This is a genomic window from Bradyrhizobium sp. (genome assembly GCF_017881085.1).
In the GTDB taxonomy this organism is placed as follows: Bacteria; Pseudomonadota; Alphaproteobacteria; order Rhizobiales; family Xanthobacteraceae; genus Bradyrhizobium.
Map to the genome: position 1 here is coordinate 1 of NZ_JADGRI010000129.1, position 13,532 is coordinate 13,532.

General features: G+C 62.7%; 12 protein-coding genes. 8 read left to right on the forward strand and 4 right to left on the reverse strand.

Features of this window, described 5'->3' with window-relative positions:
- The first annotated feature begins 286 nt into the window (after positions 1-286).
- Both QZ213_RS14050 and QZ213_RS14055 read left to right on the forward strand, forming a co-directional pair.
- Positions 287-1,087: a transglutaminase-like cysteine peptidase gene (locus QZ213_RS14050; RefSeq protein WP_291686681.1), complete on the forward strand. Its 801-nt coding sequence runs from the start codon at positions 287-289 to the stop codon at positions 1,085-1,087.
- 124 nt (positions 1,088-1,211) lie between these two features.
- Entirely contained in the window at positions 1,212-2,342 is a 1,131-nt protein-coding gene (locus QZ213_RS14055) for a lysozyme inhibitor LprI family protein (RefSeq protein WP_291686682.1), read from the forward strand.
- Between the two features lie 89 nt (positions 2,343-2,431).
- On the opposite strand, the gene QZ213_RS14060 is transcribed toward QZ213_RS14055, so the two are convergent.
- On the reverse strand, positions 2,432-2,674 hold the full coding sequence (locus QZ213_RS14060; RefSeq protein WP_291686683.1) for a hypothetical protein: 243 nt from the start codon (positions 2,672-2,674) through the stop codon (positions 2,432-2,434).
- A 27-nt stretch (positions 2,675-2,701) separates the two neighbouring features.
- Positions 2,702-3,316, reverse strand: a complete 615-nt coding sequence (locus QZ213_RS14065; RefSeq protein WP_291686684.1) for a hypothetical protein — start codon at positions 3,314-3,316, stop codon at positions 2,702-2,704.
- 201 nt (positions 3,317-3,517) lie between these two features.
- Here QZ213_RS14065 and QZ213_RS14070 point away from each other — a divergent pair, with 201 nt between their 5' ends.
- The 6 genes from QZ213_RS14070 to QZ213_RS14095 all read left to right on the forward strand — a co-directional run bounded on the left by QZ213_RS14070 (position 3,518) and on the right by QZ213_RS14095 (position 10,427).
- Positions 3,518-4,252, forward strand: a complete 735-nt coding sequence (locus QZ213_RS14070) for a response regulator (RefSeq protein ID WP_291686685.1) — start codon at positions 3,518-3,520, stop codon at positions 4,250-4,252.
- Between the two features lie 2 nt (positions 4,253-4,254).
- Entirely contained in the window at positions 4,255-5,589 is a 1,335-nt protein-coding gene (locus QZ213_RS14075) for an ATP-binding protein (protein WP_291686686.1), read from the forward strand.
- A gap of 102 nt (positions 5,590-5,691) precedes the next feature.
- Complete coding sequence (locus tag QZ213_RS14080) at positions 5,692-7,230, forward strand: tetratricopeptide repeat protein (RefSeq protein WP_291686687.1); 1,539 nt, start codon at positions 5,692-5,694, stop codon at positions 7,228-7,230.
- 218 nt (positions 7,231-7,448) lie between these two features.
- On the forward strand, positions 7,449-9,125 hold the full coding sequence (locus tag QZ213_RS14085; RefSeq protein ID WP_291686688.1) for a methanol/ethanol family PQQ-dependent dehydrogenase: 1,677 nt from the start codon (positions 7,449-7,451) through the stop codon (positions 9,123-9,125).
- Positions 9,126-9,183: 58 nt separating this feature from the next.
- Complete coding sequence (locus QZ213_RS14090; RefSeq protein ID WP_291686692.1) at positions 9,184-9,486, forward strand: cytochrome c; 303 nt, start codon at positions 9,184-9,186, stop codon at positions 9,484-9,486.
- Entirely contained in the window at positions 9,483-10,427 is a 945-nt protein-coding gene (locus QZ213_RS14095) for a transporter substrate-binding domain-containing protein (protein WP_291686689.1), read from the forward strand. Before QZ213_RS14090 ends, QZ213_RS14095 begins: the two co-directional genes overlap by 4 nt.
- Before the next feature lie 87 nt (positions 10,428-10,514).
- Here the strand turns inward: QZ213_RS14095 and QZ213_RS14100 are convergent, their stop codons facing one another.
- Together QZ213_RS14100 and QZ213_RS14105 are read right to left on the reverse strand one after the other, a co-directional pair.
- Positions 10,515-11,714 carry an ABC transporter substrate-binding protein gene (locus tag QZ213_RS14100; protein WP_291686690.1) on the reverse strand — a complete coding sequence of 400 codons (1,200 nt, stop codon included), beginning with the start codon at positions 11,712-11,714 and terminating at the stop codon, positions 10,515-10,517.
- A gap of 96 nt (positions 11,715-11,810) precedes the next feature.
- Positions 11,811-13,532: AMP-dependent synthetase/ligase (locus QZ213_RS14105; protein ID WP_291686691.1), on the reverse strand; the 1,722-nt coding region annotated here is incomplete at its 5' end.

The following is a 13,532-nucleotide window of genomic DNA, read 5'->3' on the forward strand; positions in this document are numbered from 1 at the left end:
AAGCGCGCAATCGTGTCCAATTAGCCATAACTTGCGGAAATCGGCGCCCACACAACCATCGCATGTGCGTTTCGCCTTCCGCGAGCAGGTCTTCGGTCCCCGGACCGGCGATGCATAAAATTTTCAGCAAATCGGCGAGACGGATTTTAGCCTGTTTCCTGCTTTCCGGCCCGAGCGGCCAGCTTTTAAGCAGAATAGAACGCCCCCTGCCCATCATCGCCTGCGAAACGATCCGGTCACGAGCTGGCTAGTCAGCCTCGCCGATGCCCGGACAATGGGGCGTCAAATGGGATTTCGAGGCCATTCGCACGCGTGGCGTGCCGTCATACTTGCCTGCAGCATGGCCTGGTTCGGACCGGCGCCGGATCTTGCAGCCGGAACACTGACGACGCCCGGCGCGTCGGAGCTGATTCGCAAATCCGTCGAGCCGTTCGGCCTGTTCGCTTCGCCGCTGTCCGAAGGCGGCGTGGTGGAAAAATGGCTGCGGGTTGAGCGCAAGCTCGACGACGAGAGGGTGCAGCTGGCGCTTTGCGACGGCGACCGCGAACGCTGCGCATCACCGGCCGCGCTTCGATTCCTCGCCATCGTGGACGATGCGCGGGCCCGCGAGGGGCGCGCCCGCCTCGGCGAGGTCAATCGCGCGATCAATCTTTCGATCCGGCCGCTCAGCGATGAGGCCCAATACGGCGAAATCGACGTCTGGAGTTCGCCGCTCGTGACCTTCGCCCATGGCGCTGGGGATTGCGAAGACTATGCCATTGCGAAATTTGTCGCGCTGCGCATGGCCGGCGTCTCGCCCGATGATTTGCGGATCGTGATCATGCGCGACACGATTCACGGCGAGGACCACGCCGTCGCGGCCGCGCGGCTCGACGGCCGTTGGCTGACCCTGGACAATCGCCGCATGGCGATGGTCGAGGACGCCAATATCAGGAACTACCGGCCGCTGTTTGTCATCAATCAGTACGGCGCCATGCGGTATGCCGATGCCCCGCTGCTGGCGAACCTGCCGGGCCGGGAGACGGTGACTCCGGTGGCGCTCAATGTCCTGTCCGCGCAGCCCGGGCTGGTTTCGCCCGCCAACTGAGTGACCAGGCCCACAGGCCGGCTGCGCCGGCCGGCGGAACGTCCAAATACATTGACATGTCTCCGCGCACCTCGATGATACGCCCGTAAACAAAGCCAAAAGCTTTCCGGGAGTGGAGATCGCGATGCGGGGAATGGTGCTGGCTGTTGTTGCGGTCCAGATTGGGCTCGCCTGTCCGGCCTATGCCGAAGGCCCAGCCGCTTCCGGCCGACCGATCAGCGAGGCCCTGCCGCTGTTCGGCAAGAATCATTGCGCGGTGTTGAAGGATCAGGCCGAGCAATTATTTTGCGGCGACCCCGAACTCAACGCCATCTCCGCAAAGCTCAACGCCGCGATCCAGGACCGGCTCAACCGGCTCGCCAACCGCCGCCTCGCGATCGAGGAAAACGCCGAATGGATCAAGGATCGCAATTCGAGCTGCGGGATTTTGGGCGATCAACCTGTCTCGTACCAGGACGTCGAACCCATCCAGGCCTGCCTGCTGAAGGAGACGCAGGAAAGAATCGAAATCCTGAGCGATCCGAATTTCGACTGTCTGGCGACCAACACCACCGCTGGCATGCTGATCTGCAGCGATCCTTCGCTGGCGATCGCCAAGACCGAGCTCAACAATCTTGCCGTCGGACTGATATCGAAACTGAAAGAAGACGACGCCAAGGAGGCGTTCGCCGAATACGAACGATGGAGCAGGCAACGCGACCGGAAATGCGGCCTGGTAGGCAAGGATAACGTGCCGCTGGACGAGCTAGCGTCATCCGAGAGCTGTCTTGCGGAGTATATGCGCGAGAAGACGGCCGAGATCGCGGCGGCCAGGGGCGACGCCAAGAAGGTTTTTGGCCGCCCGCTCGCCTCACCGCTGCCCGATGCCGACGCCGTCGATCTATGCGTCGCGCGGATCCATGCGGCGAACGCCTGCGAGAACTTCCTCACCGTCAGCCGGGTCTTTCAGATCGACAACGAGGTCGCGGACCAGAGCGCGCTGTTGATCGCGGAGGTGGAAATGGTCGTGCTGTCGCCGTTTGCGGTTTGCAGTCCGGTCGCTTCCAGCTGCACGGGAACCTGCTGGGATCCGAAATCGGGCAAGCCAAATGAGGCGCCGGCGAGCAGAGAAAGAGACAGAGACAGTTTCTCGGTGGCGCACCGGTTCAGGATCGAGAAGGCGTTCGCATTCCAGAAAACCGGTGACGGCGGCTGGCGCTGCAATACGACCTCGCTGCAGCCGGTCGACTTCGGCGTCGCGGTGAGCGGTCCCTGACGTTTAGGGGCCTGGCAGCACGGCGCGAAACTCGATGCCGTGCAAATTGACGGTCGGGCAGATGCCGAAATGATTGCCGCCGAACACCTTCAGGCGCCGTTCGAGCTCATCCTTGGGTATGTCGAGCGGAATGTCGCAGATCGCCCGATAGCTGCGGCGGGAATATTTTCGGCTGCCCCATTTGACCGGAAGCGCAGATCGGCGTCGACGGCGGCCAGATCGGCCGACGTTGCGATCGATATGATCGAAAGCTGCGGATTGTGCGCGCGCAACACCGGCGGCATCGCGACATGCTCGGCCTGACCCGCAAGCAGAATGATCGTGTCGAACATCGCCGTCCGGTGTGTGTCGGCTGGAGGTCAGGTCTGGTAATTGATCAGAAGCGCCGAGAACGACGCGCTGCTGCTGCCGGGATCGGCAACACCGGTTGCGCTGTAGGATGACGACGTCGAGGAGGACAGTGAACTCTGCACCGATTGCAGGAACTGCTGCAGGATGTCGCTGGCGGGACTGGTGCTGCTGATACCGCCGGTCGTGGACGAGCCGTCGGCGGGCGGCGGACCGCCATGGCCGCCGCGATGACCATGATGCGCTACCTTGGCACCACCCGGACCACCGGCGGCGTCGGCACCACCTGAAGCACCGGCGCTTCCAGCCCCCTGGGAAAACGCGGCCTTGAAGACACCCTGCAGCTCGGTGGCCTGATCGCTGGTCAGCTTGCCGCTCGATACCTCGTTTGCAATCAGGTCGTCGATCTTCGACTTCAGGTCGCCGGGCGACGCGTTGGCACTGCCGGCCGAAGTGCCCGCCTGGCCGCTCTGCAGCGAGGAGTCGATGTCGTTGAGCGCGGAGGACAGCGCGCTCTGATCGGAGGAACTGATCGCGCCGGAATTCACTTCGGTCTGCAGTTCGTCCTGCAGCTTTTGCAGGGGCGACTGGTAACTGGTGCTCGAGATCGTGGAGATTGATGTCATGATGACTCCAAGGGATTTTAAAGGGGTCTTGAAGAGTTCTTGCGCGACACCCCGAGGCTAAGGTTAATGGCCTTAACGAGACCTTTTTGCTGCCTTGCTGCCGTGCTGCCTTGTGTTGCGCCGTGTTGCAGCCGAAAGCCCAGAAACATTTCGAAACAAAAATCCTTCGCCCAAACTCCCGAATCACTGACAAAGGTCCGCATGGCCATGGCAACGCCGAACATTCTTGTCGTTGAAGACGACCGCGAAACGCGGACGCTGATCGCGAAATATCTGCGCACCAATTCCTGCAATGTGACGACGGCTAACGACGGACGCGAAATGTCCCGGCTCATGACCGACCATCGCGTCGATCTTCTGATCCTTGACGTCATGCTGCCGGGAGAAGACGGCCTCAGCCTGTGCCGCAAGGTCCGCGCCGAATCGCAAACGCCGATCATCATGCTGACCGCGCGCGGTGAAGACGTCGACCGGATCCTCGGGCTGGAGATGGGCGCGGACGACTATCTCGCCAAGCCGTTCAACCCGCGCGAATTGCTGGCCCGGATCAACGCGGTGTTGCGGCGGCAGGCTGCCGCGCAGACGGTCAGCGCCACCAACGGCGCGGTCGCGCTTGACTTCGCGGGATGGCGGATCGATTTCCGGCTGCGGGAACTGCGCAATCCGGCAGGCGCGCGGGTCGCGATGACCAGCGCCGAATTCGACCTGTTGCGGACGTTCTGCGAGCGGCCTGGCCGCGTGCTGTCGCGCGACAGCCTGCTCGATCTGACGCAAGGACGAAACGCCGGCTCGTTTGAGCGCAGTATCGATGTGCTGGTCAGCCGCATCCGGCGCAAGATCGAACCCGATCCGCAGGAGCCTGTCATGATCAAGACGGTGCGCTCCGGCGGCTATATGTTCACCCCAACCGTGAAAGCGGTCGCGATGGACAGCTGATCATGAAGCTATCGGGTTTTCTCAATCTGAAGGGCATCAGCGGGCAGATCGCCGCGCTGGTGGTGACATCGATCGTCGCCATTCATCTGATCATCACCGCAAGCTTTCTGATCCACCGGCCCGATCAGTTCGAGCCGACGACAGGTCACGGACACAGCCAGCTTGCGGCCGCGGTCCAGCTTCTCGGCACGGCGCCTCAGGCCGAACGGACACGGCTTCTCGCCGATATCGCGCGGACGTTTCCGCAACTGGACATCGCCAGCCTTGCGCCGGGCCTCCTGCCCGCAGGAAGCCAAGCAGATGATCCCGATCTGCGCAGCTTGCACCGCCACCTCGGCAATGCTTACCGGATTTCCGGGCTGACGCATGCGCCGGATGGCGGCAAGGTTGCCATCGCGCTGCCGGACGGCGCGATGATTTCCGCGAAGATCCCGCCGGAACAATGGCAGCGTCCGTTCTGGCGCGGACCCTGGATGACGACACTGCTGTTTGCCGTCATCTGCGTCAGCCTGCTCGGCCTGTGGGCGGCGCGCGCGCTGACCGCACCGCTATCGTCGTTCGCGAAGGCAGCCGAAAGCTTCAGCCTGAACGGCGCCGCCGCGCCGCTGCCCGAACGCGGCCCCGAGGAAATTCGTTCCGTCGCCAGGGCGCTCAACCGCATGCGGGAGCGGATCACCGCGCTGATCGACGACCGCACCAAGATGCTGGCCGCCATCAGCCACGACTTGAGGACTCCGATCACCCGGATGCGGCTGCGCTCGGAATTCATCGAGGACGATTCGCAACGCAGCCGGATGCTGCACGATCTCGACCAGATGCGATCCATGCTGGAGTCCGTGCTTTCGTTCCTGCGCAACGACCGCAAGCTCGAAGCGATGACGCTGGTCGATGTCGCGAGCACGCTGCAACTTGTCACCGATCAATTCGCCGATATGGGCCACAAGCTCATTTACGACGGCCCGGAGCACGCCATGGCCATGGTCCGGCCCGACGACCTGCATCGCAGCATCACCAACCTGGCGGAGAACGCCGTCAGATACGGCGCGGAGGCCACGGTCCGGCTGCGGTTGGCGTCCGACACCATGACGATAGATGTCGAGGACGATGGCCCGGGCATCTGCGACGAGCGCAAGGACATCATGCTGGAACCCTTCGTGCGCGGCGACAACGCGCGCAACATGGACGATGTCACGGGCTTCGGTCTTGGGCTTTCCATCGCACGCGCCATCGTGCTGGCGCATGGCGGCGAGCTTTCGCTTCACGACCGGCAGCCCCATGGCTTGATCGTGCGCATTGAGTTGCCGCTTCGCCATCCGGGCCTGCAGTCCGCCGCCTGACCGCAAAATATTGCGCAACACTGACGGGCATCGCGCGCGATCAGGAACTTCGGATACCGGCCTGCGCAACGAATCATCGGAACGTGCTAGCTTGACGAATCATTGAGATCGATTCCCCGCATCGTGACCGGACCGAAGCAGAACGCGGCGACCTTGGCTGCAATCCAAAGCGCCGATGGCGGCTGGGCGCCCCGGCTGTCGCAGGAAGCCCGGCTGAGGCAGCTCGAGAACGAACTGGCGCATCAGGCCGTCGGCGGCGCCGCCGTCGATACCGAGATCGAGCGCGCGGTTCTGCTCGGCGCACTCAACCGGCAGCAGGACGCCCGGCAGGCCTTCGTCGAGATCCTGCAGCGAACGCCGGCGAATTTTTCCGCACTCAACGAATTCGGAACGCTGCTGACGACCATGGGCGCGATCGAGGCCGCCTGCCGTGTCTATTCGGAGGCGATCGCCCATCACCCCGAAAATCCGATCGGACATGTCAACCTGGCCAACCTGCTGCTTCGCGCCAGCCGGCACGCGGAAGCGCGCGCGCATTACGAAGCGGTGCTGAAGATGGATCCGGAGCATGCGCCGGCGCATCAGGGCCTCGGCGCCGTGCTTTCGGATATGGGCGACCGCAAGGCTGCGCGGCATCATTTCGAGAAGGGCTTTCGCGGCCATGCCGTATCAGTCTTGCCGTATCGCGGAACCGCGCCGCCGGTCGCCCTGCTGCAACTGATCTCCTCGGGCGGCGGCAACATCCCGACCGCGCCGTTTCTGGACGACCGCGTGTTCCTGACATCCGTCGTTGTTGCCGATTATCTCGATCCCGCAAGCCCGCTGCCGCCGCATCGACTGATCTTCAACGCCATCGGGGATGCGGATTTGTGTCAGCCGGCGCTGGAGGCGGCCGCGCGTCTGGTCGCGCGGACGAGCGCACCTGTCATCAACGATCCCCGCGCGGTGATGAAGACCGGCCGGATCGGCAATGCAACGCAATTGCGCGCCATCCAGGGCGTGGTAACGCCGCGAACCCTGGCCATGGCCCGCACCCTTCTGGCCGGTCCGGATGGCGCGAACTCGATCGCGAAGGAGGGGCTTTGCTTCCCGGTGCTGCTGCGTTCGCCCGGCTATCACACCGGGCGCAACTTCATCCTTGTCGAAGCGGCTGCGGGGCTTTCGGCCGCGGCAGCCAGCCTTCCCGGCGACGATCTCCTGGCGATCGAATATCTGGACGCCCGCGGCAAGGACGGCAATGCGCGCAAATACCGCGTCATGATGATCGACGGCAGGATCTATCCGTCGCACCTTGCGATATCCGCAAACTGGAAGGTGCATTATTTCACCTCGGATATGGCCGATCGCAGCGAATACCGGCGCGAGGAGGCGACCTTTCTCGGCGATATGCCCGCCGCACTCGGGAGTAAGGCCATGGCGGCGCTCGAACGGATACGGGACTGCCTCGGCCTCGACTATGCCGGCGTGGATTTCGCGGTTGGTCCCGATGGCGATGTGCTGTTGTTCGAAGCCAACGCGACCATGGTGATCGCCCCGCCCGGTGCTGACGAGCGCTGGGCCTATCGGCGGGCGGCTATCGAAAAGATACGCGATGCCGTCGTCGCCATGATCATGGAGCGGTCGCACACCGATGGCCGATAGCGGTCGCGTCGCCCGACGACGGTTTTCGGTCAAAAAGTTGTAGTTCTCGTTGTGTGCAATGTTGCAGTGCGTCTGGAATGCGCGCGACATTTCGTTTGGCGAAATAATGGCGATACAAATTTTCTCTTTTGCACTTTGCCCCGTCCTTTGATTGACGCCGTCGTGAACTCAGGTAGCATCCGACCATGATCCGCTAGAGATCAAACGGGAGGAAACGCATGAAACGCAGCTTCGCGCTGGCCGCTGGGCTTGTTATTTTCGCTTCGTTCGGAGCGAGCGCTCAAACGACCGATCAATTGGTCAAGGGAGCGACCGACACATCGAACGTCCTCAATTACGGCATGGGCTATAATCTGCAGCGGTTCAGTCCGCTCACCCAGATCAACAAGGACAACGCCAAGAACCTCGTGCCGGTGTGGAACTACAGCTACGCCGACGACCGCAGCGAGGAATCGCAGCCGCTGGTTTATCAAGGCATCCTCTACGTCACGACCCACGCAGCGACGATGGCGGTCGACGTCAAGACCGGCAAACAGGTTTGGAAGACCAAGGTCGAATATCCGCCGGAAACCCCCCGAATCGTATGCTGCGGCATCATCAATCGCGGTGCGGCGATCTACGAGGGCAAGATTTTCCGCACCACGCTCGACGCCAATGTGATTGCGCTCGATGCCAAGACCGGCAAGGAAGTCTGGCGCCAGAAAGCCGCCGATATCAAGGAGGGCTATTCGATGACGGTTGCGCCGCTCGTAGCCGACGGCGTCGTTCTGACCGGCATCTCCGGCGCGGAGTTCGGCACCCGCGGCTTCATCGACGGCTGGGACCCGGAGACGGGCAAGCATCTGTGGCGCACCCATACCATCCCCACCCCGGATGAGCCCGGCGGCGACACCTGGAAGGGCGACACCTGGAAGCTCGGCGGCGGATCGACCTGGATCACCGGCTCCTACGACCCGGAACTGAACACGGTCTATTGGGGTATCGGCAACCCCGGGCCGTTCAATGCCGCGGTGCGCCCCGGCGACAATCTCTACACCTGCGCGGTGCTCGCGCTGGAGCCGAAGACCGGCAAGATCAAATGGCATTACCAGTTCTCGCCGAACAACCCGTTCGACTACGATTCGGTCGCCGAAATGGTGCTGGCTGATCTCAATGTCGAGGGCAAACCGACGAAGGTCCTGATGGATGCCAATCGAAACGGCTTCTTTTACGTGCTCGACCGCACCAACGGGAAACTGCTGGCGGCCAATCCCTATGTGAAGGTCAACTGGGCTTCCGGTGTCGACCTGAAGACCGGCCGCCCGATCGAGACCGACGTCACGAAGGATGCGCGCGAGGGCAAGAAGGTCGTCGTGTACCCCTCCATTCTTGGCGGCAAGAACTGGGAACCGATGTCGTTCAATCCGCAGACCGGTCTCGCCTATGCCAATACGCTCGCCTTCGGCGGCCACTACAAGACCGAGCCGGCGACGTACAAGGCGGGCGAGTGGTATCTCGGCATGGACCTGACGGATCTGTGGGACTGGCCGCAAGGTGACGCACCGCGCGGCCATCTCAAGGCGATTGATCCCATGTCCGGCAAGACCAAGTGGGAAGTCGGAAGCGCGATCCCGCGTTTCTCCGGCGTGCTGTCGACCGCCGGCGGCGTCGTCTTCTCCGGCCAGTTGACCGGCGAGTTCGAAGCCTTCGACGCCAATGACGGCAAGAAGCTTTGGCAGTTCCAGACCGGCTCGGGCATCGAGGGCCAGCCCGTGACGTGGCAGCAGGACGGCGTCCAGTACGTCGCCGTGAGCAGCGGTTACGGCGGCGTCTACTCGCTGTTCTCCGGCGATGAGCGCCTCGCCAACGTGCCAGCCGGCGGATCACTGTGGGTGTTCGCGGTAAAGCCCCAATAGTGGTTCTGGAATGATCAAGTCATCCTTGATTGCGGCGGCGGCGTATGTCGCCGCCGCAATGACCGCAAATGCGCAGACAGTGCCTGCCGCCACACCCGAACAGCATGCCAGCATCGATCAGACCCAGATCGACCAGGGCAAGGGGATCTTTGCCCACAACTGCTCGCACTGCCACGGTCCCAACATGGTCAACTCCGGCACGGTCGCACCGGACCTGCGCAGGTTTCCGGACGACCGGGAGCGTTTCTTCTCCACGGTGAAGCAGGGCAAGAACGGCAGGATGCCGCCCTGGGGCGATGTCTTGAGCGACGATCAGATCGCGGATCTGTGGGCCTATATGTCGAGCCGGAGAAATCCATGAGAACCTGGCTGGCGCCGTTCGGCGCCGCGGCCGCGTTGATCGCAGCCTTCACCATGCCCGCTTCGGCCGCCGGCGAGGTACTGAAAGTCTGTCTCGACGAGGATCTTCCGCCGCTTTCGGCGCATCATCGCGGCAAGCCCGACAGTGGTTTTGACGTCGCGCTGGCCGGCGCGATCGCCGAGCAACTCGGCCGGCCGCTCAAGGTGCAATGGTTCGAAAGCAAGCTTGACGAAGATTCAAGCCCGGCGCTGGAAGCCAATGCGCTGCTCTCGGACGGCCGCTGCTCCCTGGTCGGCAGCTACGCCCTGACCAAGGACTCGCTGGTGGTGCCGGGCGTCAAGACCGCAAAACTGCCCGATTTCGAGGGCGCCACCCGCGACGATCGCCGGCGCCGCGTGCCGCTCGGCGTGCTGACACCAAGCCAGCCCTATATCTATTCTCCGCTGACCATCGCGCTCGGCGCCAAGGCGGCCGAGAAGGCGCACGACCGCCATATGGCCGGCGTCGGCGACCTCGCCGGCTTGCGCATCGGCATCGAAAGCGGAACGCTCGCCGACGCAATTCTGATGACGTTCGACAACGGGCGGCTGATCGACGACATTACCCATCTGGTCCCGGGCAGGGACGATCTGCTCGGCGCGCTCGAACGCGGCGACCTCGACGCCACGCTTCTCGACCTGCGCCGGCTCGACGCCTACCGCGCCGCCCATCCCGACAGCAGGATCGCCGCCTCCGGCTATTATTATCCGATCGGCGTCAATCGCGGCTATGTCGGGCTCTCCGCCGACCCGGCCCTCCTTGTGGCCGTCAACAAGGCGCTCACCGATTTGCAGGCAGCGGGAACCGTCGCCGGGCTCGCTCAGGCCGCCGGGCTCACCTATCTGCCGCCGCGCGAGCCGGCTATCCTCGGTGACGTCTGGATGAAGATACTCGGGAAATAAAGTATTTGAGAAGCGGTGGAGCCCGTCCCCATCGTCCGTCATTCCGGGATGGTGTGTTAGCACCAGACCCGGAATGACGGTCAATACTCAGAACATCAGATTGTCCTTGACCAGCACCCAGCGTCCCTTCTGGACTTGCTGGACCTGCGTGATGGTGTTGGCGAGGTGATCGGTCTTGGAGAATTTTGTGGGCGGCGAGCTGAAAATATCCAGGAACTTGTCGCCGGACTCAAGCGCATCCAGCATTTTCTGGCCCGTCAGATCCTTGCCGGCCTTGTTGGCATAGAAAGCAAACGTCTCGACTGCATTGTAGCCAATGATGGCCTGGGTGTTGGCATCCGTGCCGAACATCTTCTTGTAGTTGACCAGCCACTCCTTCACTTTCCCCTGCGCCGTATCTTCGTAGGGAATCTCGAAGCCTGACGCGGCGTAGAGACCTTCCACCGCTTCCTTGCCGAGCGCCGGCACTTCCAGCACGTTGGTCGGCGTGGCGCCGAGGAATGTCACGTCCCATCCGATCTTCCTGGCCTCGCTCATCGCGCCGATGGTCTCGCGGATGATGGTTCCGAGCACGACCAGGTCGCAGCCGTCGGATTTCATCTTGGCGATCGGCGCGCTGAAGTCGGAGGCGCCGCGCTTGTAGCTGGTGACGGAAGCCGGCGTGACCTTCATCGCCGCGAGCTGCTGGGTAAAGCCGTCGAGCACGTTCTTGCCGTACTCGTCGTCCTGATGCATGATGCAGGGCTTCTGGAACTTCTTTGCCTCCATCATGTATTTGACCGCGGCGCGCGTGCTCTCGACGTAAGGCAGCAGGTTATTGAACTTCAGCCGCTCCTGCGGCTTTGAAGGATCGAACTTGAAGGTGAATTCGGCTGCCGTCAGCGGAAACAGCTGCAGCACCCCGGCGTCAAACAGGATATCCTGAGCGGCGAGCGTGGGCGCCGAGCCCATCGAACCGATCATCGCGAAGATCTTGTCGCGCTCGACCATCTTCTGCGTCGCCAGCACGCCCTTCTTGGGATCGTAGCCGTTGTCCTCGAGAATCATCTTGAGCTTGCGTCCGTTGACGCCGCCGGCCGCGTTGATTTCCTCTACCGCCATCTTCATGCCGTTGGAAACCGGAACGCCCCAGACCTTGATCGGGCCCGACAGATCCTGGTGGGTGCCGATCACGATCTCACCCGCCGAGATGCCCTCGTTGGTAACCTTGGTCTGGGCTGCGGCCGGCAGATGGGTCAGCGCAAGGGCGCCCACCGCAAGGCCCAGCGCCCTGAACGATTTCGACATTGCAGTCTCCTCTTCCTTGGCCCGATGTTAAGCGAAGGGTGGGGCCCACTGGTCCTTCGCCGTTTTCACTCTCTTGTTTCTTGCCTCTTGCCCGCGTCAGGCCACCGCCCGTTCGCCATACATGGCGTCGATTTCGCTCGCGTAGCGCTTGTTCACGAAATTCCGCTTCAGCTTCATGGTCGGTGTCAGTTCCTCATCCTCGGGCGTCAGCTGGCGCTCGATCAGGAAGAACTTCTTGACGGTCTCGACGCGCGCGAAATTGGCGTTCACCGCCTCGATCTCGCGCTGGATCAGATCCTGGATCTCCGCCGCCCGGCAAAGGCTGGCGTAATTGGTGAAGGGAATGTCGTGGTCCTGGGCGAACTTCTCGACATTTTCCTGGTCGATCATGACGAGGCAGGTCAGATAAGGCCGCTTGTCGCCGATCACGACGGCGTCGGAAATGTAGGGCGAGAATTTCAGCTGGTTCTCGATCTCCGACGGCGTGATGTTCTTGCCGCCCGAAGTGATGATGATGTCCTTCATCCGGTCGGTGATCTTCACAAAGCCCTCATTGTCGATGGCGCCGACATCGCCGGTGTGCAGCCATCCCCGGGCGTCGATGGTCTCGGCGGTCTTTTCCGGCTGGTTGAGATAACCCATGAACAGGAAATCGCCCCTGATCAGGATTTCCCCTTGCGACGAGATCGCGACTTCACCCCAGGGCACGGCCTTGCCGACCGAGCCGAGCTTGACGCGATCGGCCGGCATCAGGGTGGCCACGCCGCAGTTTTCTGTCTGGCCGTAGACCTCGCGCATGTCGATGCCGAGCGCGAGATACCAGCGGATCAGGTCCGGTGAGATCGGGGCCGCGCCGGTGAAGGCGAGGCGGCAGCGGTCCAGCCCCAACATGCGGCGGATGTTGCGGAACACCAGCCAGTAGGCGGCGCGGTTGGCGAGGCGGAGGGACAGCGAAGGCTTGTCGCCTTCCAGCCTGCAATCGGTCATGCGATAGCCGATGTCCAGGGCGCGCCGGTACATCCAGTTCTGGACCGCGGTGGCATCCTTCAGCGCAATCGTGATGCCCGAATAGAACTTCTCCCAGACCCGCGGCACCGCCAGAAACGCGGTGGGCTGCACTTCACGCAAATTGTCCGGCACCGTTTCCGGGCTTTCGGCGAAGTTCATCACCGACCCCAGGGCGAGCGAGATGTAATAGCCGCCGATCCGCTCGGCGACATGACAGAGCGGCAGGAACACCAGCCGCTCTTCGGCGTCGGTGGAGGGAAAGAGATCGTTGGCATGGCGCATCTGATGGGTGACGCCGCGATTGGAATGCATGGCGCCCTTGGGCGGGCCCGTGGTGCCGGAAGTGTAGACCAGGATCGCAAGATCATCACTGCCGCGGCTTGCGATCATCTCGTCCCACAGCGTCTCGCGGCCGACCATGTGATTGCTGCCGAGCGCCATGAACTCGGCGAGCGACATCACCATCGGATCGGAGAAGCCGCTCAGGCCCTCCATGTCGAACACGACGATCGTCTGCAGGGTCGGGCAGCGCGCGCGGCACGACAGGATCTTGTCGAGCTGCTCCTCGTCTTCGGCGAAGATCACCCGTGTGGCGGAATCATTGATCAAATATTCGACCTGGACGCAGGAATCGGTGGGATAGATGCCGGACGAGACGCCGCCGGCGCACAGGATCCCCATGTCGGCAAAGACCCATTCGGGCACCGCGTTGGCGATGATGGACGCGACATCTCCGGGGCGGAATCCGGTGGCGTGCAGTCCGAATGCGATTTCCCTGGAAATCTGCAGCCACTGCCGCCAGCTGGTCGG